Origin of the sequence: Marinoscillum pacificum (assembly GCF_024714495.1) — a bacterium.
In the GTDB taxonomy this organism is placed as follows: domain Bacteria; phylum Bacteroidota; class Bacteroidia; order Cytophagales; family Cyclobacteriaceae; genus Marinoscillum; species Marinoscillum pacificum.
Window position 1 is genome coordinate 1 of sequence record NZ_JAMZMJ010000022.1, and the last position, 22,132, is coordinate 22,132.

General features: G+C 40.0%; 12 protein-coding genes and 1 other RNA gene. 4 read left to right on the plus strand and 9 right to left on the minus strand.

Annotated elements, in window-relative coordinates:
- Positions 1 to 111: 111 nt before the first annotated feature.
- The 4 genes from NXS00_RS25990 to NXS00_RS26005 all read right to left on the minus strand — a co-directional run bounded on the left by NXS00_RS25990 (position 112) and on the right by NXS00_RS26005 (position 11,919).
- Positions 112 to 7,254, minus strand: a complete 7,143-nt coding sequence (locus tag NXS00_RS25990) for an SGBP N-terminal domain-containing protein (protein ID WP_258102221.1) — start codon at positions 7,252 to 7,254, stop codon at positions 112 to 114.
- A gap of 284 nt (positions 7,255 to 7,538) precedes the next feature.
- Positions 7,539 to 8,273 carry a LytR/AlgR family response regulator transcription factor gene (locus NXS00_RS25995; protein WP_258102222.1) on the minus strand — a complete coding sequence of 245 codons (735 nt, stop codon included), beginning with the start codon at positions 8,271 to 8,273 and terminating at the stop codon, positions 7,539 to 7,541.
- Between the two features lie 52 nt (positions 8,274 to 8,325).
- A complete protein-coding gene (locus NXS00_RS26000) occupies positions 8,326 to 10,401 on the minus strand; it encodes a tetratricopeptide repeat-containing sensor histidine kinase (RefSeq protein WP_258102223.1) in 2,076 nt (691 codons plus the stop codon).
- A 174-nt stretch (positions 10,402 to 10,575) separates the two neighbouring features.
- Entirely contained in the window at positions 10,576 to 11,919 is a 1,344-nt protein-coding gene (locus tag NXS00_RS26005) for an NAD(P)/FAD-dependent oxidoreductase (protein ID WP_258102224.1), read from the minus strand.
- Between the two features lie 133 nt (positions 11,920 to 12,052).
- On the opposite strand from NXS00_RS26005, the gene NXS00_RS26010 reads away from it, so the two are divergent.
- A complete protein-coding gene (locus NXS00_RS26010; RefSeq protein ID WP_258102225.1) occupies positions 12,053 to 13,342 on the plus strand; it encodes an MFS transporter in 1,290 nt (429 codons plus the stop codon).
- A 21-nt stretch (positions 13,343 to 13,363) separates the two neighbouring features.
- On the opposite strand, the gene NXS00_RS26015 is transcribed toward NXS00_RS26010, so the two are convergent.
- A complete protein-coding gene (locus NXS00_RS26015; protein ID WP_258102226.1) occupies positions 13,364 to 14,053 on the minus strand; it encodes a hypothetical protein in 690 nt (229 codons plus the stop codon).
- Between the two features lie 122 nt (positions 14,054 to 14,175).
- Here NXS00_RS26015 and NXS00_RS26020 point away from each other — a divergent pair, with 122 nt between their 5' ends.
- Positions 14,176 to 14,619, plus strand: a complete 444-nt coding sequence (locus NXS00_RS26020) for a type I restriction enzyme HsdR N-terminal domain-containing protein (RefSeq protein ID WP_258102227.1) — start codon at positions 14,176 to 14,178, stop codon at positions 14,617 to 14,619.
- A 119-nt stretch (positions 14,620 to 14,738) separates the two neighbouring features.
- Here NXS00_RS26020 and ald read toward each other — a convergent pair whose 3' ends face one another.
- Positions 14,739 to 15,854, minus strand: coding sequence for an alanine dehydrogenase (ald, locus tag NXS00_RS26025; RefSeq protein ID WP_258102228.1), 1,116 nt, complete (start codon positions 15,852 to 15,854; stop codon positions 14,739 to 14,741).
- 278 nt (positions 15,855 to 16,132) lie between these two features.
- On the opposite strand from ald, the gene NXS00_RS26030 reads away from it, so the two are divergent.
- Positions 16,133 to 18,538, plus strand: a complete 2,406-nt coding sequence (locus tag NXS00_RS26030; RefSeq protein WP_258102229.1) for an alpha-ketoacid dehydrogenase subunit alpha/beta — start codon at positions 16,133 to 16,135, stop codon at positions 18,536 to 18,538.
- Here the strand turns inward: NXS00_RS26030 and NXS00_RS26035 are convergent.
- Positions 18,535 to 19,308: a hypothetical protein gene (locus tag NXS00_RS26035; RefSeq protein ID WP_258102230.1), complete on the minus strand. Its 774-nt coding sequence runs from the start codon at positions 19,306 to 19,308 to the stop codon at positions 18,535 to 18,537. The two genes, NXS00_RS26030 and NXS00_RS26035, sit on opposite strands and share 4 nt — an antisense overlap.
- A 53-nt stretch (positions 19,309 to 19,361) precedes the next feature.
- Here NXS00_RS26035 and NXS00_RS26040 point away from each other — a divergent pair, with 53 nt between their 5' ends.
- Complete coding sequence (locus NXS00_RS26040; protein WP_258102231.1) at positions 19,362 to 20,339, plus strand: LuxE/PaaK family acyltransferase; 978 nt, start codon at positions 19,362 to 19,364, stop codon at positions 20,337 to 20,339.
- A 222-nt stretch (positions 20,340 to 20,561) separates the two neighbouring features.
- Here the strand turns inward: NXS00_RS26040 and NXS00_RS26045 are convergent, their stop codons facing one another.
- Entirely contained in the window at positions 20,562 to 21,719 is a 1,158-nt protein-coding gene (locus NXS00_RS26045) for a sigma-54-dependent transcriptional regulator (RefSeq protein ID WP_258102232.1), read from the minus strand.
- A gap of 16 nt (positions 21,720 to 21,735) precedes the next feature.
- Positions 21,736 to 22,121: RNase P RNA component class A (gene rnpB / locus NXS00_RS26050), an RNA gene on the minus strand.
- Positions 22,122 to 22,132: the final 11 nt, after the last annotated feature.

Here is a 22,132-nt window from a genome sequence, read left to right on the forward strand (position 1 = left end):
AACCACATGATGTTTGAAAGACGCTCGATAACCTGAGCCTGATTTGTATTTTACCAAGTCATTTGACTTTTCTTGTTTATCCATTTTTGACACTGTTTGTGTCAACCTATTTCAGGACCTGACCTTCAATATTCTATGTGTTTTGACCTCATTTCCTGACTCAATGATCAGCAAGTAAATCCCTGCCGACAAGTCAGCTACATCAAACGAAATATCTGTTCCAGTTTTAGACTCTCTTATTGTCTTACCCTCTACATCAAGCAATCTCGCTGACACAGTAGTCTTAGCATTGATGTACAGCTGACTAGCTACTGGATTTGGGTAAATCTTTAAGTTCATCCCCTTATCTGCACTTAGCAAACCAGGGTCAGGTTCTGAGTCTTCTTCTTCCACTTCCACAGTTACCGTCCACTCCTGAACTGTCACTTCATCCTCAGCGGTTACGGTAATCACAACTGGTGATGTAAAGTCTATCCCCTCTCCACTAGCAGGATCACTGGTTGCTCCGTCTGACAAAGTGAAGGATGGTGTGAGCGCAGTTACATTCGTTCCAAACGCCACAACTACTGCCACTGTATGATTCTCTGTGTCAATTTCAGCATCTGACACTTGCTCTGGTAAAGTAAAGCTGAGGATAGTAGTTGAAGTTTTGGGCACCGTCAAAACCTCTACTTCAACCAACACTCGCCACGCCCGCGTAGTGCCATCCTCAGCTGTCAGTGTATAAACCACCGAACTATCTTCTGATATTGTAAAGTCTACAACCTCACCACTGCCAGGGTCACTGGTTGCTCCCTCAGAAATCGTAAATACTGGTACAAGACTTGTTAAATCCGTTCCTTCCGCAACAATTACTTCAACAGTGTGATTGGTTGCATCAATATTTGGAGTAGACACTTGCTCTGCTACTTCAAAAGTCAAAATATCTTTCTCTGAACTGAGAGCAACCTCCTGATCTACTGATACAGTCCATTCCTGTGCGTCACCATTCTCAGCTGTGACGGTATAGGTTACGTTACCACTAAAATCTTGAACCGTGCCACTGGCAGGATCACTTGTCGCATCTTCCGATAAAGTAAGCACTGGTGCTAATGCTGTAATATCCGCAGAATCATTGACCACCAGACTTATGGTATGATTTTCTATATCGATGGTTGCCGGCTCCACTTGCTCAGCCAACTCAAATGTCAGGATATCATTAGCTGAGTTTAACGCTTCCGTCACAGAAACAGTCCATGCTTGAGTGGTTTCTGCATCCTGGGCTGTCACTGTGATGATAGCTGACTCAGAAAAATCTATAGTGGATCCCGATACAGGATCACTGGTTGCCCCTGCTGATAAAGTAAACTCAGGTGATAATGCTGTTAAATCTGTCCCACGAGCCACTTCCAGTAGAATCTCATGGCTTACAGAATCAATAGTAGCATCTCCTGTTTGTGCATCTAACACAAATGTGAGTATCTCAGTAGCAATGCTGTGAATAGTAATGCTAACACTTTCTTCATCAGAGAATTCCCCATCACTTACAGAAACAACAACTGTATGATCTCCAACTTGATCAACTGTAGGAGTCCAAACTAAAACTCCAGAAGCGGGATCTATAGTTATTCCCTTATTTTGGGAATCTGTGTCAATAGAGTAAACCAAAGTATTAGCCGGAAGGTCTACATCTGAAGCAACCGCAGTTATCGACAGTTCTTCACCAACTTTACCTATCTGTGCCTCAAAAGCTGTCAATACAGGAGCCTCGTTCACATCAGTCAGCGCAATATTTACCTGCTGGGTTACTGTTCTTATGGTTTCTACATCATCGCTGACTTCCACTGTCAAAACGAAAGACGGGTTGACTTCAAAATCGAGAGTAGCGGATGAATTGACAGTAATAATCCCAGAATTGCTAATCGTGAATGCATCTCCGGTATTACCTCCAGTAATTGTGTAGGATAAAGACTGAAAAATATCTTCATCTGATGCAATCACAGAAGCCACTACGGTTCCGCTAGCTACATTTTCATTTAATGCATTGACTTGAACTTCATCAATAACCGGTGTATATTCATTGATATCATTGACCGAAATAGTTACCGTTTCTGTGGCTTCCAGCTGACCAATTCCCAGATCAGTGAGTTTGACTTCAAGTACTATTTCCTGGAGCGTTTCATAATCAAGCTCAAATGCTGATCCCGAGCCAACCAAAGTGATCACTCCTGTTTTACTGTTCAACGAAAGAATTCCTTCTTCGCTTGCAGATATGATCTCATATGACTCTATTCCATCCGCATCATCTGAGCTTAATGTTGCAATAACTGTCCCTATTGAAGAGTTTTCATCAATATCAAAATCAGAGGCGATCAAGGCAGGGAAACGATTCACGAATACAGAAATCTCTGCGGAAATAATGGCCGACAACTCTCCATCGCTTACTGCAATTTCCAAATCGTAACTAGGCGTATTTTCAACATTAATTTGACTTGCATCTAAGACAGTACCAACTCCAGTATTAGCATCAATAGCAAATACTCCATCTTCATTTCCTGATACAATGGAATATGATAAAACATCATTTTCTGGATCAGAAGCAACTACAGTTCCCCAAACATGTCCATTCTGAACGAAGGCACTCATGTTCAAAGAAAGATCATCGGCTGTAGGTGCTTCATTGACATCCTGAAGAGTGATCGTTATAGCTTCGGTGGTCGCAAGTGATCCTTCGCTATCATCGCTTGCTTCTATGATCAATTCAAAAGAGGGATTAACTTCAAAGTTCAGCATCTCTTCATCTGCAACTGTAATCACGCCATCTTCATCGATTAAAAAAGCACCAAGTGAATTACCACCAATTAACGAAAAGCTTATGGCATCACCTTCGGCATCTGTAGCCAGCACTGTCCCCACCTCTGTACCATCGGCAAGGTTTTCATCGATTGTAAATGATGTGGTAACAATCGCTGGAGCGGCATTTTTAAACACCGACATTAAAACTTCGGTTTGCCCAGTCAGCGGTGGTACTCCATCGTCTGTTACTGTCACTGTCAAAGTGATCGCCGAACCATTTTCCAGCGCTTCTAACGCATCACTGTTAACTACAGTAATACTGCCAGTTCCTACATTTATCCCAAAAATACCATCATCATTTCCAGCAGTGATCGCAAAAGAATGCGTCTGACCTGCATCCTGATCTTGAAAAGAAATAGTTCTTATAAGAGATCCATTGGGAAGAAATCCACTGATACCAAAGTCTGGTAAACTAGTTAACACTGGAGCTTCATTTACATCATTGAGGGTGATGGTAATAGTAGCAGTGCTGGCCAACGGAAGCAATGCATCATCATCCTGCACCTTCACAACGAATTCGAAAACTGATTGCTCTTCAAAATTTAAAGCAGTTTCATCACTGACTGTAATTTCTCCAGATGAGCTGATGACAAAAGGAACTTCCCCCTGTCCTTCAGCAATTGAAAATTCTATTCCATCATCGTCGCTGGCTATAACCTGCATCACCACAGTACCATTGCTAGCGTTTTCGTCTACCGATGCACTTTGATTAGCAATCTCAGGAAAATCATTATCTATGATATTGATGGTAACCGTTCCTGTAGAGGTAAGGGTACCAGGTCCCTGGTCTGCAGCCTGAATGGTCAGTTCAAAACTGGTAGTAGCTGAAGCTAGCAAAGCGGCTTCATTGATTACAGAGATCTCCCCAGTCACTTCATTAATCGCAAAGATTGACTCCTCATTACCTGCTTCAATACTGTATCTCTGCTCATGTCCTTCCTCGTCATTTGATTCGACCGTGACTACCAGACTACCACTAGTACTGAAACGACTGATAGCAACTTCCGCGTCCTCTACAATCGCAGCAGTATTTGGTCCATCATTGACCAGAATAGTGAAGGTACCCTCACTAACTTCATCATTCCAGAGCTGAAGGAGATAATCGGTATTTGGTTGTACTTCCATTGAGAAAGTACCCTGGTTCTCACATAGATCCAGAGATTCACCACCACAGGTTTCATAACCATCGATTCGTATAAATTCTGCAACCTCTAATGGACCGTCTGAATCGGTATCTGTTAATGCAACTGTAACGGACACCTCTACATTGGCACCAGAATTGAATCGATACCACACATCATTGATAGTACCGTACTGATCACAAAGTTGTGGCTTAGTAAAAGTTGTTGCATGCGAATTAGTACCATTTGTAGGAGTTCCAGCTCCTTCTGCAAATACCGTGAGTTCTTCAGCGTCTGAGCAGTTGTCATTATCTGGAGGGGGGATTGTAGGTTGACTGGTGATTGTCAAATCAAATTCGCCGCTTGCAGAACCATAACCATCTACCAATATGAGATACTCTTCATCTACGACTGAATTAAATTTCAATTTGGATCTGAAATCTTCACATTCCTCACCATCATCATTCCCAGATAAGCAATTGAGTCCTGCTGAGCAAGACCCTGTATAAACGCTAATGCCCGTATCAAAGTCTGCAAAATCACAAGTACTAAGAATAACCGTTTCTCCATTGCCAATCAAACGATACCATACACCAACAGATATTCCTCCATTTTCACCATCTTCATCATTTCTCACTTCGTTACTACCACAGCTTGAAGCTACATTTGAATCGTTGGTAGCGAAAGTCGTATTACCAGTTACAGTCTCTCCTATGGTTATCGTGATCGCACCGGAGCAAAAGTCATTACTTGGAACTACATGAACAGTGACAACCCACTCCTGCGTGGTAGTTCCATCTTCAGCTGTGATTGTGATGCTTACTGGATTGGTAAAATCCACCACTTCTTCATTTGCAGGAGATGAAGTCGCACCTGGAGAAAGTGTCATTACTGGTTGTAAAATGCTCACGTCTGTATTTTGTGGCAATACGATCTCCAAAGTATGATTAGCTGCATCAATTACTGCAGTTTTATTAAAACCAAGAATTTTAAAATCAAGAATATCCGTTTCGTCTAAGCAAAACTGCCCATCATCTTCAATGATCCAACCATGATCATCTATTAGAGACTGTCTGGCTACTTCTCCTTTGCAAAACGTAATATCATTCACTCCTAGACTAACGTTATCAAGAACCTCTTGTGCAGACCAGGCTATTAGAAGCTTGTCATAATTTTGAGGAGAAAGCCCTGAACCTGAAAGCATATTGGTCATATTGGTTACTGCACCAACACTCCATTGAGAGACATCCTGATTAAATGCCTTAGCACTGGCGAACATATCTCTCATATCCTGAGCCTTACCTGTCTGCCAACCACTAACATCCTGGTCGAAATTTTCTGCACCAGAAAACATAAAGGACATATTCGTTCCTTCATTTACCTGCCAATTGCTGATGTCTCCATTAAAAGCAGTGGCGTTTCTAAAAGTGCTTTCAAAATTGGTTACCTGACTTACATTCCAGTTATTCAAATCCTGATTAAATGAAGAAGCTCCACTGAAAAGCTCCAACATATTCGTAACATTACTAACATTCCACCCGCTTATATCACTATTGAAATTAGAGGCATCCTTGAACATTTTGGACATATTCGTCAACTCACTTACCTGCCAATCACTAAGATCTCCATTAAAAGAATTAGCATTTTCAAACATTCTTGACATGTCCTCAACTTTTACTACATCCCATTCACTGACATCTCCATTGAAAACTATTGCTTCTCTAAAAACAGAGTTCATGTTAGTCACATTACTAACATCCCAGCTACCTATGTTACCATTGAAATTTTCAGCTTGATAAAACAACTCAAACATTTCAGTCACTTGACTTAGATCGGGCACATCCGTTGCACTAAAATCAGAACCTGGCCAATTCTTAAAGCTTTTGACAAAGCTCTTCCATTCGATATCCCCCCATTGCAACACATCCAAAAGTTGATCTTTGGGATAGTTTTCAGTCAAATGAGGAAAATCATCAAAAATCTCAAGGGTATATATGCCTGTTTCTGGTAGAGTGGAAGTGAAATTTCCGTCTGATATGGAGTGATTACCAAAAACTATCAAATTGCCATTTTCATCCTTCCAGAGATAGTTAAAATCATAGGACAGTTGATTATTGAGTCCAATGGTTATGCTTTCACCTGCTGTGGCAGACCATGAGGAAATAAATGGAAGCTGATCTGTAAAACTTACGTTAACCGTCCAATCCTGAGTTGTTATTCCATCTTCAGCTGTAACTGTATAAGTCACAGAGTTGGTAAAATCTTGAGATACTTCACCATCTGGAGTACTTGTTGCTCCTTCTGATAATTTAAATACTGGAACGACAGATGAAATATCGATACCTGGGAACACTTCCAATTCTACGATATGATTCGTATAATCAATGAATTCATCACCTATTTGAATTTCAGGAAATTGAAAAGAAAGAATATTGCTTGCTTCATCACAGGTACCTCCATCTGAAATCGACCAGTTAAAGTCTCGGATTAGCTTTTCCCTGGCAACCTCTCCTTCCGTACTACAGGCTTGAGTATTACCAATATTAAAACTTACTCCTCTGTTTGCATTCTGATTTGACCAACTGATAAGGATGCTATCATATGTAGCAGTGGCAATGGCTGTATTGTTAAAAGTACCAGCAAACCTTGTTGCATTAGTAATGTCCCATTCGCTCAGGCCGTGACCCTCAAATTTAATAGCTCCATTAAAGGAATTTCCAAAATTATCAACCCCGGTAAGATCCCAGGTACTTAAATCAGAATTGAAGGAACGAGCACTCTGAAAGGACTCATTGAATTGAGTGACATGACTCACATCCCAATGACTGAGATCACCTGCAAAACTGCCAGATTGACGAAATATCCTGAAGAAACTAACTCCTTCTTCACTCAAAATGGGAGCATCAGTAGCTGAAAAAGTGGTTCCTGACCAGTTTGCGAAGGTTTGATTGAAACTTTTCCAAACTATATCTCCCCACTGCTGCACATCCAATAGTCTCCCTTTAGGGTAATTAGTGAAATGTGGGAAAGAACCTGTGATTTCTAAGGTATAGGTTCCAGCTTTTGCGAACCCTGTCTTGAAATCCCCATCTGCAGAAGCATGGGTTCCAGAACTGACCGTACTATCGGCATTATTTTTCCATACATAGGAAAAATCATAAGACTGACCTGAATTTAAACCTATCTGAATAGTATCCAGATCATTTGCAACATTCCATTGGGTAATAAACGGATTTGACTGGGCAAACAACCCATATAGTCCAAATAGACCTATGGCTGTTAATAAGAGTTTTTTCATAGTAATACTGGCTTAGCGTGAAATAGAAATGGCTAGCCAAAATGCATTCTCTGATTTCCCTTATTTCAGATATTAAAATGCCCGGCTTACTCATTTCTGATTTCCTCCGCGAAAGATTGATTTGAAAAATGATGTAGCTGGTTAGGAAACGTCAATTTCAAATCAACCCTAAAGCAGAGGTTATTTTAAGCCTCGAAACTCTATGATTTGATAATTATAAATGAAGGAATTATTGGTTTAGCAGGATTACGTGAGAGTTTGGCAGCAATACTTTAGAGAAGTGTTTAGCTGACTTGCATTAGTTTCGCAAAAGTCTCTCGCTTATTCCTGGCCAAAGGAATGGTGCTCCCGTCCACCATTTTGATACTTCCACCTTCTTTCTTATCAAATGAACGGATCATTTTTAAGTTGATCAGGTAGGATCGGTGCGTTCTGAAAAAGCCGGAAGGTCTCAGCAAAGTTTCATACCCCTTCAGGGTTTTAGAAATGGTAATTTGACTACCATCTCGCAAAAAGAAAGTAGTGTAGTTATTCTCTGACTGACAGTAGACAATCTCTTTTACCTCCACAAAATACACCGACTGAATATCTCTCAGTACAATCTTAGGTATATCATCGGAGGTCATATCTGCAGTCAACTTATCAAGCAGCTGATTGCTTAACGGCAAGGCATCTTTTGCTTTCTCTAATGCCTCCTCAAATTCGCGAGGTTCTATCGGTTTGAGTATGTAGTCAACTGCATTAAATCTAAAAGCTTTAACAGCGTACTCATTATGCCCGGAAATGAAGATAATCTTGAACGGTATCTGATCAAACCGTGCCAGAAAATCAAAACTGGTGCCTTGACCAAGATGTATATCTAAAAATGCTAAATCGATAGAATGATCGTCTGTGATCTTTACGGCATCCTCAATAGTGTCAGCTTCCCAAAAAGAATAGTCCACTCCCATAAATCGATTAAGATAAGACTTAACAGAAACACGCGCATGGGACTCATCATCCAATATCAGGATGTTCATAGGGCTTTTACTTTTCCACTAATCTACAATCAAACAAGGTGCAAAACAGCATTTATGCCACAAACTTGCTTGGCAAACTTAAAGTCACTTTGTAACCTTCTACCTCTCCTGATTGATTTGTGATATTCTCTGAACGCATAGAAAAATCCGTTTTGTAAGTCACACGCATTTTATCCAGACGTTCGTTGGTTATGGTTGTTGCCAAAGATTGATGATCACTGGTTTTGATCAACTTCTCAATCATTCCAGTACCATTATCAGTTATCTCCAAACTGATCAAATCATCTGAAACCTTAGTGAATTTGATTCTGATTTCATTGTTATCTTTCTTGAATAAGCCATGTTCCAGCGCATTTTCAATAAATGGTTGAGCAAACATTGGAGGGATACCATCATATTCTGGATCCAAATCCTCATCTAGCTCTATCGAATAATCAAACGCATTTTGAAAACGAAGTTTCTGGACTTCTAGATAGTTGGTCAACATGTTTACTTCTTCCTCCAACGTAATGAATTCCTGTCTGGAATTCTCCAATATCTGACGCATAAGTTTGCTAAACAGACTCATGTAATCACTTGCTTTTTCAGGACTCTCAGTTAACAAATATTGCTGAATGGCTCCAATGGAATTGAAGATAAAATGTGGATTAAGCTGAGAACGCAAGAAACGTTGTTCCAATTCCAAAGATGCCTGATCTCGTTTGGCTTTATACTGTCTGTAGTAGAAATACCCTCCTCCACTTAACAATAGCAATATCATCACTCCTCCAAAGAGGTAAACTTTCGAACGTAAGTCCTGAATCTCTGCTTGCTGCTCTAGACTTGCAATCTCTTGTTCTTTTTGTTCTGTTTCATACTGTACTTTGAGCTTGGATAGCGCCAGGTCACTTTGCTCGGTAAGAAACGACTTCTCTAAAGAATCACGTTTATCGAGGTAATAATATGCCTTTTCAAACATGCCTAAATGCTTGTAAACATCCTGGCTCATGACGAGCAAATTCCGATAACGTACTATTCCTAATTGATCCATGGGAAGTGAGATCGCCTCAGCCGAGTCGAGATATGTTTTGAAAATAGGATTACCCAACTTCTTATAACTCAGGGTCATTTCCAGATATACATTTAATCTTTCGAATTCTTCCTCTAATGGGGAAAACCGCAACCTGGTGAGATCTGAACGATGATCATGCAGCAGGTCTAGAGCATCTTTCCATCTATCATACATCTGATAGGTATTTATCAGTTTATCCCGACATCCGAAAACCGTGTAATCGTCTCCAGAATTCTGAGCATATTCCAGAGACAACTCTGTGTATTTGATACGTTCGTCTCCTTCATACAAATTGGAAAGGACTCTATACCCGTTAGACAACCACTTATCATTCTCCAATTCCTTAAATATTTCAATACCAAGGTTGATTTCTTCGATAGCCTCCTCAGCTCTATTAAGCTTGACTAACGAATTGCCTATGTTGATATGCAATTCACCTTGATTCGTCAAATCCCCTAACTCGGTAGACAAATCCAGTGCCTTAAACTTATACTCCACACTTTTCTCCAGGTCAATATTACTGTATAGAGACCCCATTTTGGAGTACATTTCCGCAAGTCCCTCAGAATAATTAAACTCCTCAAATACCTTTATAGCCTGCTCGTTGTACCATAAGGCCGAATCAGCTTTATTTTGCTGATTGAGTATTATGACAAGATTATTGTAACTTTTGAGAAGACCATTTAGATCATCTACTTTCAGAGAATGAGTTACCGCCTTGTCATAAAAATAGATTGCAGAATCAGACTGCCTTTGTTTAGCAAACAACAGTCCTTTTAGTCTATAAAAGGATGCCTTGTATAGATCACTGCCTGATTGTAAAGCCATCTGCTCATATTGATCCAAATACATTTTCGAGCTATCCTTATTTGCACTATGGTAATGGCTTACTAATTGTTCGAGCGCACTAGACTTTACAGAATCACTGCCCGATTTAGATGCCTGCTCTAATTTTTCAAGGTCTACTACTTTCGACTGCTGTACCGAAGACATAGTGGTCAGTGAACTCAAAAGCAGAAACACAAACAATATATTGGCAGAAGCAGAGAATCTAGAATGCCGAGAGATGGTTTTCATATTAGCTGGTTGATGGTGACTTAAGTGATTCTAATCCACTTTAACAAGATTAAATTTAGTTAGCTGAAATCTTATTCCTACGGTTAAACGATATAAATAATCCCTAACTATCATAAAAAAGCCTCCAGAAAATGCATTCCGAAGGCTCCAAAGTCATTCCTAATTTTTCAAGTTTTACAAATCGTCCAGATCTTTATTGATAATCAGTCGATTTCCACGGTTATAAGTGAAGTAGTTCCAAACCCAGTTTGAGAATACCAACACCTTTCTGCGTATCCCGATAATTGAGAAAAGGTGAACAAACATCCAGACAAACCAGCCAAAAAAACCTCCAAATGTGATTTTCATAGGAGCATCTACCACTGCCCGGTTTCTTCCTACCGTAGCCATACTACCTTTATCTACATACTTGAAAGGCTTTAACTCTTTGTCCTTTTGCAAGCGAATGATATTTTCACCCAAATTTTCAGCTTGCTGAATAGCTACCGGAGCCAATTGAGGTAGGCCTTTTGGATGTTCCTCACTTATTTGAAGCGATACATCACCAATAGCATAAACGTACTCGTGATTTTTCACACGGTTGAATTCATCAACCAAGATACGGCCCTTATCTTCAGCACCCTCTCTCAACCCTTTGATCACGTTGCCCTTTACTCCAGCTGCCCATATCAAACACTTGGTTTTAATTTGCGTACCGTCATTGAGGTAAGCAATATCGTCTTCGTATCTCTCCACCAATTTCCCTAAAGAAACTTCTACTCCAAAGTGCTCCAGGTACTTAGCAGCCTTACGTCCGGATTTATCAGACATGGGTGGCAATACCCTATCCGCTCCTTCTATTAGGTGTATGTTCATTTTAGAAAAGTCCAACTCAGGGTAATCCTTGGGTAGCACATGACTTCTTAGCTCTCCAATAGCTCCTGCCAATTCTACCCCTGTTGGACCAGCTCCCACGATTACAACGTTCATGTGCTTTTCGATCTCATCTTGTTCCTCATCATAGTATTGGAGAGCTTCTTCAAAATTCTCTATGAGTCGGGTTCTGAGTTCGATTGCATCACTCATCACGCGGAGTTTCATTGCTTTCTTTTCAAGTTCTTTGTTCCCAAAGAAATTCGTTGATGCACCTGTAGCAATTACCAGCATGTCATATTTCAAAAATCCAAGGTTCGTTTCCACTTCCTTCTCATCTGCATGTATCTGGATGACCCGAGCCATGCGGAAATGGAAGTTTTTATTGTCCTGCAAAAATTCACGTAGCGGACTGGAAATATCCCCAGGACTCAAACCAGCCGTAGCCACCTGATACAATAACGGAATAAACGTGTGGTGATTGCGCCTGTCAATCATTACGATCTGCACATCTTCCTTGCTGAGTTGCTTCACCAATTCGATCCCTGCAAACCCTCCACCAATAATCACAATGCGGGGCATATCCGTCTCCGGAATACGTTCGGTGATTTTGTCACCTTTCTTTTTGGGTGCTGTTGCTACTGGTAGTTCTTCTAAAGTTTCCACGATTTCCTTTTTATATAATCAACAGATAAACTTAAAACTTGTTAATCTTGTCGTTCTAAGCTCTTAGGTAAAACGATTTTGAGCTTGAAATGGATCGTGAGGATCGAGGTTTTTTCAAATTATTTTTCAAACAATGGAAGCCAACAAAAAAGTAATCAATTCATGGTGCATGTATGACTGGGCCAACTCAGTGTACAACCTGGTGATCAACACTTCCATTTTCCCGATTTATTATACGGCTGTTACCGCCAATGAAGCCAACGATGACAAAGTGGTATTCTTTGGGTATGAGATGGTTAACTCCGTTCTTTACAGTTACGCGATTTCCATATCTTATTTACTTTCTGCCATGATGCTTCCATTACTATCTGGAATTGCTGATTACACAGGAAAGAAAAAGAAGTACCTGAAAATATTTACCACGCTCGGTTCCATTGCGTGCATGAGCATGTTCTTCTTCACTTCTGACAATTTGGAGTGGGGAATCATCTGTGTAGTATTGGCAAGCCTAGGATATAGCTCTGGACTTGTTTTTTACGATGCGTACCTTCCAGAAATTGCTCCTGCGCACATGACAGACCGAATAAGTGGACGTGGATATTCATTCGGATATGCAGGAAGTGCCATTCTGCTAATCATTAGTTTGGTGCTCATCATGAAATTTGAATGGTTCGGTTTCCCTGATAGTGGAACGGCCACTCGCACCGTTTTCCTATTAGTTGGTGTATGGTGGATCGGGTTTGCCCAGATTCCATTTAAAAACCTTCCATCCAATGTTTTCAACAGAAAACCAACGGGAAGAGTATTAGTCAACGGCTACTTAGAACTCAAAAAAGTATTCTTTGAGTTGAAGGGACAGCCAAACATTAAGAAATACCTGATCTCGTTCTTCTTCTTCAACATGGGCGTCCAAACGATCATGCTCTTAGCAACTTTATTCGGCACCAAAGAATTAAACCTTGGCTCTGCCCAATTAATTCCAGTCATTCTTATCATCCAGTTTGTGGCTATTGGTGGAGCAATCCTGTTTGCACGAATCTCTGAAAGAAAGGGAAATGTATTCTCTCTTGGCGTAATGATCAGCATATGGATTGGAATCTGCTTTTTTGCTTACACAGTGACGACAGTCAATGAATTCTACATTGTTGCCGTACTTGTAGGATTAGTAATGGGAGGAATTCAAGCATTATCCAGAGCTACATTCTCTAAACTCATTCCACAAGACTCCATCGATCATGCATCCTATTTTTCATTCTTTGACGTCCTATTCCATCTATCTGTAGTAATAGGAACATTTAGCTACGGCTTCATCGAGCAGCTAACTGGCAGCATGAGAAATAGTACGCTTGCACTGGCATCCTATTTTGTGATTGGCTTGTTATTACTAGTTTTCGTGAAGATGCCAAAAGTAAAAAAGAGTTAAACCTGCAAAAGTATTAAAGGCTTAATCCTTCATAGAAGCGAAAGCGGCTTTAATTCGATCAAATTCCCGATCCTGTTCAAACAATATAAGTTTGGAGTCTGGGCCAATGATCGCCGTAGTTGGCATGGTAAATATTTGGTATCGAAGAAAAAAATTATATGCATCCGGAACTACGATAAGCCTATCCGAGTCAAACTGTTGCAAATGAGGTCTTATTTCTTGTATGGTATTTCGAGATACAATAACTATACCTAAGGGTGATTCACTCATAACAAGATTCAAGAGTTCATCAAATTTTGTCACCTCAGTCAACCGTGAATCAAATAACTCTTGAAAAATCACAACAACTCCATTTTCCGAAAAATCGGACAAGCGGACTGTTCCTTTTTCACTTTTCATGTTAAACGGAGGAAACACCTCACCAATTACCGGCTGCATCTCCTTATCTCTCATTTTAATTGACGTTGAGTGATTTGAAGAGTCCACCTGAAAATATTCAGCCAATCCATCCGCATTAATAATTGGGAGAACTAAGGTAAGTTCATTCTCCTTTTTTAAGCTCTGAAGTTGACGATGAGTAATGACCTCTCCAGTAGATTTCAGTATAAACTTATCTCGAGATGTATATGATATTGAACTTTCCATTTGCGCATTAACCTGCACAAAAAGCAACAAAAAAAACTGTATAGATAAGAAGGTTTTAGAATTCATTTCATCATCATTTGGCCAATAAATCAAACACTAATTTAATTAAACGAAATAGTTATTTGACATATTAATGATTTATAAAGTCTAAGTGATTCATCAACTGTTTACCCATATTTGCATTCATCATGCAGCAACTCAATCTTCCGACATGTGATCTAAAAATTAAAAATGAAGAAGGCAACCAGTTTGTCTTAGACATCATACGGAAGAAATATGTGGTGTTGACGGCAGAAGAATGGGTGCGTCAGCATTTCATTCACTTGATGGTTAACCATCTCAAGTATCCGAAATCACTGCTGAAGATCGAGTCAGGGCTCTCCTATTTCAAATCTTCTAAACGAAGCGACATCAATTTGATGAATTCAGATGGTTCGTTATTTCTGGTATTGGAATGCAAAGCACCTGATGTAAAAATCAATCAAAAAGCGCTGAACCAAATCAGCGTATACAACAAGGAACTTCAGGCACAATACGTCGCATTGACCAATGGATTGCAGCACTTCATTTGGCTTTATGATAAAAAGAAGGAGCAGTATCAACAACTCCCAAAATTCCCTGCCTTCAAATAATCCAAATGTATGCTTCACATAATTTGCGCTTTCGGGTGGACGAAAGCCTTGCTCTGTCAGGATAAAAAAAAGCATCCGCCAACCGGCAGATGCTTTCTAAATATCTATTAATTAATCTCTTAAGCTAAAAACTTCTCAGCTGGTGAAAACGGAAGACCGAACGCAGTAGCCACCCCTTCGTAAACTATCTCTCCATCGATCACATTCAAGCCTAGCAACAACTCTCTGTTTTCATTACAAGCCTTCTTCCATCCTTTGTTTGCTAGCTGCAATGCATAAGGCAAAGTAGCATTAGTCAAAGCCAAAGTAGAAGTGTAAGGCACAGCACCCGGCATGTTTGCTACACAGTAGTGAAGTACTCCATCCACTACGTAAGTAGGATCCTGGTGCGTAGTTGGCTTACAGGTCTCGATACATCCACCTTGATCTACAGCAACGTCTACTACTACAGTACCTGGTTGCATGTCTTTCAACATGTCTTTTGTAATCAAATGTGGTGCTTTAGCTCCTGGGATCAATACTCCACCAATGATTAGATCATGGGTTGGAAGTAACTCCCTAATGTTATACTCATTAGACATGAATGTATTGACATTGGCAGGCATTACATCGTCCAGATATCTCAATCTTGGAAGATTCACATCCATAATGGTTACGTCAGCACCCATACCTGCAGCCATTTTAGCTGCGTTGGTACCAACAACACCACCACCAAGAATCAAAACCTTTGCTGGTCTAACACCGGGAACACCACCAAGTAGAATTCCTCTACCTCCCATTGGCTTCTCAAGATATTTCGCGCCTTCCTGAATAGACATTCTACCAGCTACTTCAGACATTGGAACCAACAATGGTAATGATCTGTCAGCTTTTTCAACAGTCTCATATGCCAAACAGGTAGCTCCGCTTTCCATCATCGCCTTTGTCAGGGGCTCATAAGAAGCAAAGTGAAAATAAGTGAACAACAATTGACCTTTCTTTACCAGTTTATATTCTGGCTCAATTGGCTCTTTCACCTTGATGATCATCTCAGCGATCTCATAGGTTTCTTCAATTGTTGGAAGAATTTTAGCACCTGCTTCAGCATACTGCTCGTCGCTAAATCCACTACCAATTCCAGCAGTAGACTGCACATAAACCTGATGTCCATTCTTGGTGAACTCTTGTACACCAGCGGGGGTGACGGCCACCCTGTTTTCGTTGTTTTTAATTTCCTTTGGAACCCCAATAATCATAGTTGTATAATCTATTTTGGATCAATTCTCGTACAAAGATATAGGGCGAGTTTCACAATTATTTAAGGGTCTGAAAATTCGATATAAGCGACACCCCTTGTTTGCATTTTAAGATATTTTATTTTGATTAATCAATAAATACAAAATATTATTCTTACTGAAAACGTTTGATATAGAGCAAACAACTATTTTCTATGGGATTTTTAAAACAAAAGTCGATGGATTTTATTAGATTTGAAGGTGACAACATTCAGCATTAACCCCCAAAACAATTATTTATGAGCGCTACAAAAACCAAGAAAAAAACCTCCCTGAACACCAGTGAAATCTTGCATGATTACGCTCTGGCAGTAGAGAGCCGCGAAAACAGTCTCATAGGACGAAAAGAAGTCTTTATGGGAAAAGCAAAGTTTGGAATATTCGGTGACGGTAAAGAGGTAGCGCAAATTGCCAAAGCCAAGTTTTTCCAAAACGGAGATTGGAGATCAGGATACTACAGAGACCAAACATTCATGATGGCCCTAGGCCAGCTAACTTCTCAGCAGTTCTTTGCACAGCTCTATGCACACACAGATGTGGATGCCGAACCTGCATCTGCAGGTCGAATGATGAACGGTCACTTTGGAACTCGTTCATTGAATAATAAAGGAGAATGGAGAACTCTGACAGACATGAAAAATAGTTCTTCAGATATTTCATGTACTGCTGGTCAAATGCCACGATTAATCGGGCTTGGATGGGCTTCTAAACTTTACAGAGAAAACCCCGCTCTTCAAGAGTTTAAAGACTTTTCAATCAATGGGAATGAAGTAGCATTCGGAACAATCGGAAATGCATCTACCTCTGAAGGACATTTCTGGGAAGCAATGAACGCCGCAGGCGTATTGCAAATCCCGATGGTAATGTCCATCTGGGACGACTTCTATGGCATCTCAGTACCTCAGCAGTACCACACAACCAAAGAATCGATTTCGGAAGCCTTATCCGGAATGCAGCGCACAGCTAACAAAAAGGGATTCGAGATTTTCAAAGTCAATGGATGGGATTATGCGGCACTTATTAATACATATGAAAAGGCTGTAAAATTAGCTAGAGAAGAACACGTACCATGTCTGGTACACGTGGAGGAAGTGACACAACCACAAGGACACTCTACTTCTGGTTCGCATGAAAGATACAAGTCCAAAGAAAGACTTGACTGGGAAAAGGCACATGATTGCATATTAAAAATGCGTCAATGGATCACCTCTGAAGGCATTGCCACTGAGGAGGATCTTGAAAAGTTAGAAAAAGAAGCTAAAAACAAAGCTAAAAAAGCAAGAGATAACGCCTGGAAGGCTTACAACAATGAAATCAAAGAGGATCTTGAACAAGCCCTTGAATTGATTGGCAAAGCCGCTCTTACTTCTGACAACAATAAAGCAGTACAGCAAATCAAGAATGATTTAAAAAGTACGCTAAACCCGTTCAAAGCGGACATTATTAAGGCCGTTAGAAAAAGCTTCAGACACCTAACTACAACAGATTCGGCTGAAAAAGCCAGACTCATTGAGTGGTACCAAGAGAAGCTTGGCAAATATAGGGATGAGTACTCTTCTCACCTTTACAGTGAATCAGATGAATCTGCACTAAAAGTAGAAGAGGTAAAAGCAGAATATAACACAGAATCTAAACTTGTTGACGGGCGAGAAATCGTTCAAGCTTGTTTTGACGCTTTATTTGAAAGAGACCCGAGAGTTATTGCTTTTGGAGAAGACGTTGGTAAAATTGGTGATGTAAACCAGGGGTTTGCTGGGCTACAAGATAAGTACGGTGAAATTCGAATTACCGATACGGGAATTCGTGAAACCACTATCATTGGCCAAGGTATTGGAGCAGCTTTGAGAGGATTGAGACCAATAGCTGAAATTCAATACCTGGATTACCTATTATATGCTATTCAAACTCTTTCAGACGACCTTGCATCATTGCAATACCGAATGAAAGGTGGTCAAAAAGCACCATTGATCGTAAGATCCAGAGGTCATAGACTAGAAGGCGTATGGCACAGTGGATCACCAATGGGAATGATCATCAACTCTATCAGAGGAATGCATGTATTAGTTCCTAGAAACATGACACAGGCTGCAGGCTTCTATAACACATTGATGGCGTCTGACGACCCAGCCATTGTTATTGAGTCCCTCAATGGATATAGACTGAAAGAAAAGCTTCCAGAGAACATCGGAGAGTTTAAAGTACCTCTTGGTGTGCCAGAAGTGCTACGAGAAGGAACCGACATTACCCTTGTCACTTATGGATCTATGTGCAGGATCGTAATGGAAGCAGCCCAGCAATTGAGCGAAATAGGCATTAGCTGTGAAGTGATTGACGCTCAGACCTTACTTCCGTTCGATAGGCATCAAATAATCGCTGAATCCCTTAAGAAAACAAACAGGGTAGCGTTCTTAGACGAAGATGTACCTGGAGGAGCTTCTGCATTTATGATGCAAAATGTACTGGAAAGAGACAATGGATACTTCTATCTTGACTCCAAACCAGTAACAGTTACTGCACAAGAACACAGACCTGCCTATGGAACTGATGGAGATTATTTCTCCAAACCTAGTGTAGAGGATGTTTATGAGAAGGTATATCAGGTGATGCACGAAGCAAATCCTGATCGATTCAAAAAACTGTATTAATCAACTTGAATTTGAGGGAGCGTTAAATCAGGTGTATCAACGATATTACTTTGGTTTAGCGCTCTATCATATATATAGAACCTTAATTTAAAAGTATCTCTACTCAAAACATATTTATGTCCATTAGTAGGCATTGAATATGAGATTTCACCTTTCAATGTTCTGCCTAAATTATCAGTATCGAAGATTGGAATCCTACTGCTAAAACTAGACAATGTGCAATCCACATTTCCAGTGTATTCTGCATAGTTAACAACACTATATTCTCCATTCAGCTTTTTTAGAATTTCCACATTCAAATTATAGTGATACGGATTTTGCTCAATAAATATAGCGCTATCATAATTTTCACCTACCTCACCATTTTCTATCACATATGACTTACAGCTGTAAGGGGGCCTATTATCAACCTCACTGTACAATGAGAAGTTATTAAAATCATCTATTGAATAATAAGGAAGCTCATACTCACCACCCAAACGAACCAACAAACCATTTGAATCAATAATCCTGTTATACGAATGATAGGGAGGAAAACTTTCATCAGCAGACAAGCCTACATCACCGTTGCCATCTTGTATTTCAAAAGTAAGTACCAAAGAATCCACAGCACGCTCACCCACCTCAGGAATATATCCGTCAGGCACTTCATAATAACTCAATTTCTTAAAACTCACTTCCGGAATATCTGATAATTCAGGAGGTTCAAAGCATCCAGAAAGCGCTAGAATGAATAAAATTATGGATATTTGGCCTATTCTTAGTTTCATACTTTATAGTTAGACAAATCTATCTTTTCTTACCCTTACAGTGGTAATAACCAATGATTAATCCTGAAAATTTCAAAAAGCAGATATTTTCTTTACAATCTAATCAATTCAACGATTATGCCCTGAAAGTATTTGAATATCAATATACTTATAATAAGGTATATCGCGCATACTGTGATCGATTAGAGAAAGCACCGCAAAATGTTTTTCAAATTGAATCAGTACCCTTTCTTCCTATAGAGTTCTTTAAAAGCAAAAAGGTTGTAACAGAAGAATGGGCAGCTGAAAAAATATTTAAAAGCAGTGGAACCACATTTCAATCAAGAAGTAAGCATCATGTAAAAGATGTATCATTCTATCACCGCATCACCAAACATACTTTCGAGGAGTTTTACGGCCCTCTTGATGACTATGAAATTCTAGCTCTTCTCCCTTCTTATCAAGAACAAGGAGATTCATCTTTGATCAGCATGATTGATTACTTTATGCAGTTTGCATCTAGTGAAAGTAGCTATTATCTACACAACCATGAAGAGTTAATAGAGCGACTTAATCATACTACTAATCCGAAGAGACTTCTCATTGGCGTAAGCTATGCACTTCTTGATTTGGCTGAAAAACATGCATTTTCACTTTCTGATATTGTAATCATGGAAACCGGCGGCATGAAAGGCCGAAGAAAAGAAATGATCCGTGAAGAACTGCATGAAATTTTCAAACAAAGGTTCGGGGTTAATGAAATTCACTCAGAATATGGAATGTCCGAACTCTCGTCTCAGGGATATAGTGTAAATGGCTTTTTCAAACTTCCAAGTTGGTCCAAAATCCTCATAAGGGATACTAATGACCCATTCACTTATTTGAACTCGAATAAAACAGGCGGGATAAATATTATTGACCTGGCAAACATTCATTCCTGTGCTTTTCTTGAAACAAAAGATCTTGGAAAACTGCACTCAGATGGAACTTTTAGCGTTTTAGGACGGTTTGATAATTCAGATGTAAGGGGTTGCAACCTTCTTATCAGTTAACAATAATTAGAAATATTTTTGCTTTGGTAGAAAGTAAATGATATTTTTGATGGAAGGTAGTCATGAATATAATATTGCAAACAAGCCGCTCATGAAAGTAAAAATATTTGCCATCGCATTAGTAATCTTAGGTCTTTCAGCATGCACTCAGAAGACTTGCCCTACATACGCTAAAGGCGATGCAGGCAAGACTCCAACTGAGGAAAAAGCTAACGTTTAAGATTAAATCTCAACGTATTTTTTTACGTCCGCTTCAGTAATCTCATCATTCGACATGATGATCAAACGCTCTACAATATTTCTGAGCTCGCGGATATTTCCTGTCCAAGCATATTCTTTCAATTGTTTGATTGCGCCATCAGAGATAGCTTTTGGAGCAGTCCCATACTCATTTGATATTTGATTCAAAAAGTGATCAACCAGAAGAGGTATATCATCTTTTCGATCTCTCAATGCTGGAACCTGAATGATCATAACACTTAGTCGATGATATAAGTCTTCTCTGAAGTTACCCTCTTCAATCTCTTTTTTAAGATCTTTATTGGTAGCTGCAAGTACTCTTACATCTACTTTGATCTTTTTATCACCACCTACTCTGGTTACTTGACTCTCCTGTAACGCTCTCAATACTTTTGCCTGAGCAGACAAACTCATATCTCCGATTTCATCTAAGAACAGTGTCCCGCCATTAGCTTGTTCAAATTTACCAGAACGCTGCTTATGCGCAGAAGTAAATGAACCTTTCTCATGACCAAACAACTCACTCTCGATAAGCTCTGAAGGTATTGCGGCACAATTTACCTCCACTAGCGGAGAACCAGCTCTAGCACTTTTATCATGCAACCATTTAGCCACAAGCTCTTTACCTGTACCATTTTCCCCAGTTATCAAAACACGCGCATCTGTCGGTGCTACTTTCTCAATAGTTTGCTTAATGTCTGTTATCGCTGCAGACTCACCAACAATATCGAAAGCCTTGTTAATCTTTTTCTTCAACCTTTTAGTCTCCGTCTGAAGAGTAGATTTATCAAGAGCATTTCTAACTGTAAGTAGCAGTCTATTCAAATCAGGCGGCTTCTGAATGAAGTCATAGGCACCTTTCTTAGTTGCGTCAACTGCCGTTTCGATAGTGCCATGTGCCGAAATCATAATGAAAGGAACATCAATTCCTGCTTCTACCACTTTATCCAGCAATTCAATACCATCAAGTTTTGGCATTTTGATATCGCAAAGCACCGCATCATATTGATTGGACTCTAGCAGACCCCAAGCTTCTTCACCATCAGCTGCCTGAGATACTTCATACGATTCGTCTTCCAATATTTCTGTTAGTGCCTGCCGGATGGTTTTCTCATCATCCACTACTAGTATATGTGACATAGTGTACGTTTAAATAAAAAAATGCAAGTCTATAAGCCGGGTTCTGTATACTCATGCAAGCATGAGCATGTTCATCATTTATCTAGTCCAGATGTCACCATCTGGATCAATCAGCCTACCCATCCCGTATACGAGCGAGCAACTCTAAACCGGGACCTATTTGGCTTTTCAGCCCGCAAGGTTTACCATGCGTCATGACTCGCGCCATAGACCGGTGGGCTCTTACTCCACCTTTTCACCTTTTCCCAACACGAAAACCGTGCCAGGTAGTTTGTTTTCTGTTGCACTATCTGTCCAGCATCCAATAAGATGCCGTCCTTCCCATTAGGAAGTGCGGTGCTCTATGCTGCCCGGACTTTCCTCTCAGAACGTAAACGCCTGAGCGATGAACCGACTTGCATTGCAAAAATAAT

What these genes read in the sequence shown, in the direction of transcription:
- ald (WP_258102228.1), bottom strand. Translation starts at nt 15,854, where the DNA reads ATGATTATTGGGGTTCCAAAGGAAATTAAAAACAACGAAAACAGGGTG.
- NXS00_RS26040 (WP_258102231.1), top strand. Translation starts at nt 19,362, where the DNA reads ATGATTAATCCTGAAAATTTCAAAAAGCAGATATTTTCTTTACAATCT.
- NXS00_RS25995 (WP_258102222.1), bottom strand. Translation starts at nt 8,273, where the DNA reads ATGAACATCCTGATATTGGATGATGAGTCCCATGCGCGTGTTTCTGTT.
- NXS00_RS26045 (WP_258102232.1), bottom strand. Translation starts at nt 21,719, where the DNA reads ATGTCACATATACTAGTAGTGGATGATGAGAAAACCATCCGGCAGGCA.
- NXS00_RS26035 (WP_258102230.1), bottom strand. Translation starts at nt 19,308, where the DNA reads ATGAAACTAAGAATAGGCCAAATATCCATAATTTTATTCATTCTAGCG.
- NXS00_RS26010 (WP_258102225.1), top strand. Translation starts at nt 12,053, where the DNA reads ATGGAAGCCAACAAAAAAGTAATCAATTCATGGTGCATGTATGACTGG.
- NXS00_RS26030 (WP_258102229.1), top strand. Translation starts at nt 16,133, where the DNA reads ATGAGCGCTACAAAAACCAAGAAAAAAACCTCCCTGAACACCAGTGAA.
- NXS00_RS26020 (WP_258102227.1), top strand. Translation starts at nt 14,176, where the DNA reads ATGCAGCAACTCAATCTTCCGACATGTGATCTAAAAATTAAAAATGAA.
- NXS00_RS26000 (WP_258102223.1), bottom strand. Translation starts at nt 10,401, where the DNA reads ATGAAAACCATCTCTCGGCATTCTAGATTCTCTGCTTCTGCCAATATA.
- NXS00_RS26015 (WP_258102226.1), bottom strand. Translation starts at nt 14,053, where the DNA reads ATGAATTCTAAAACCTTCTTATCTATACAGTTTTTTTTGTTGCTTTTT.
- NXS00_RS25990 (WP_258102221.1), bottom strand. Translation starts at nt 7,254, where the DNA reads ATGAAAAAACTCTTATTAACAGCCATAGGTCTATTTGGACTATATGGG.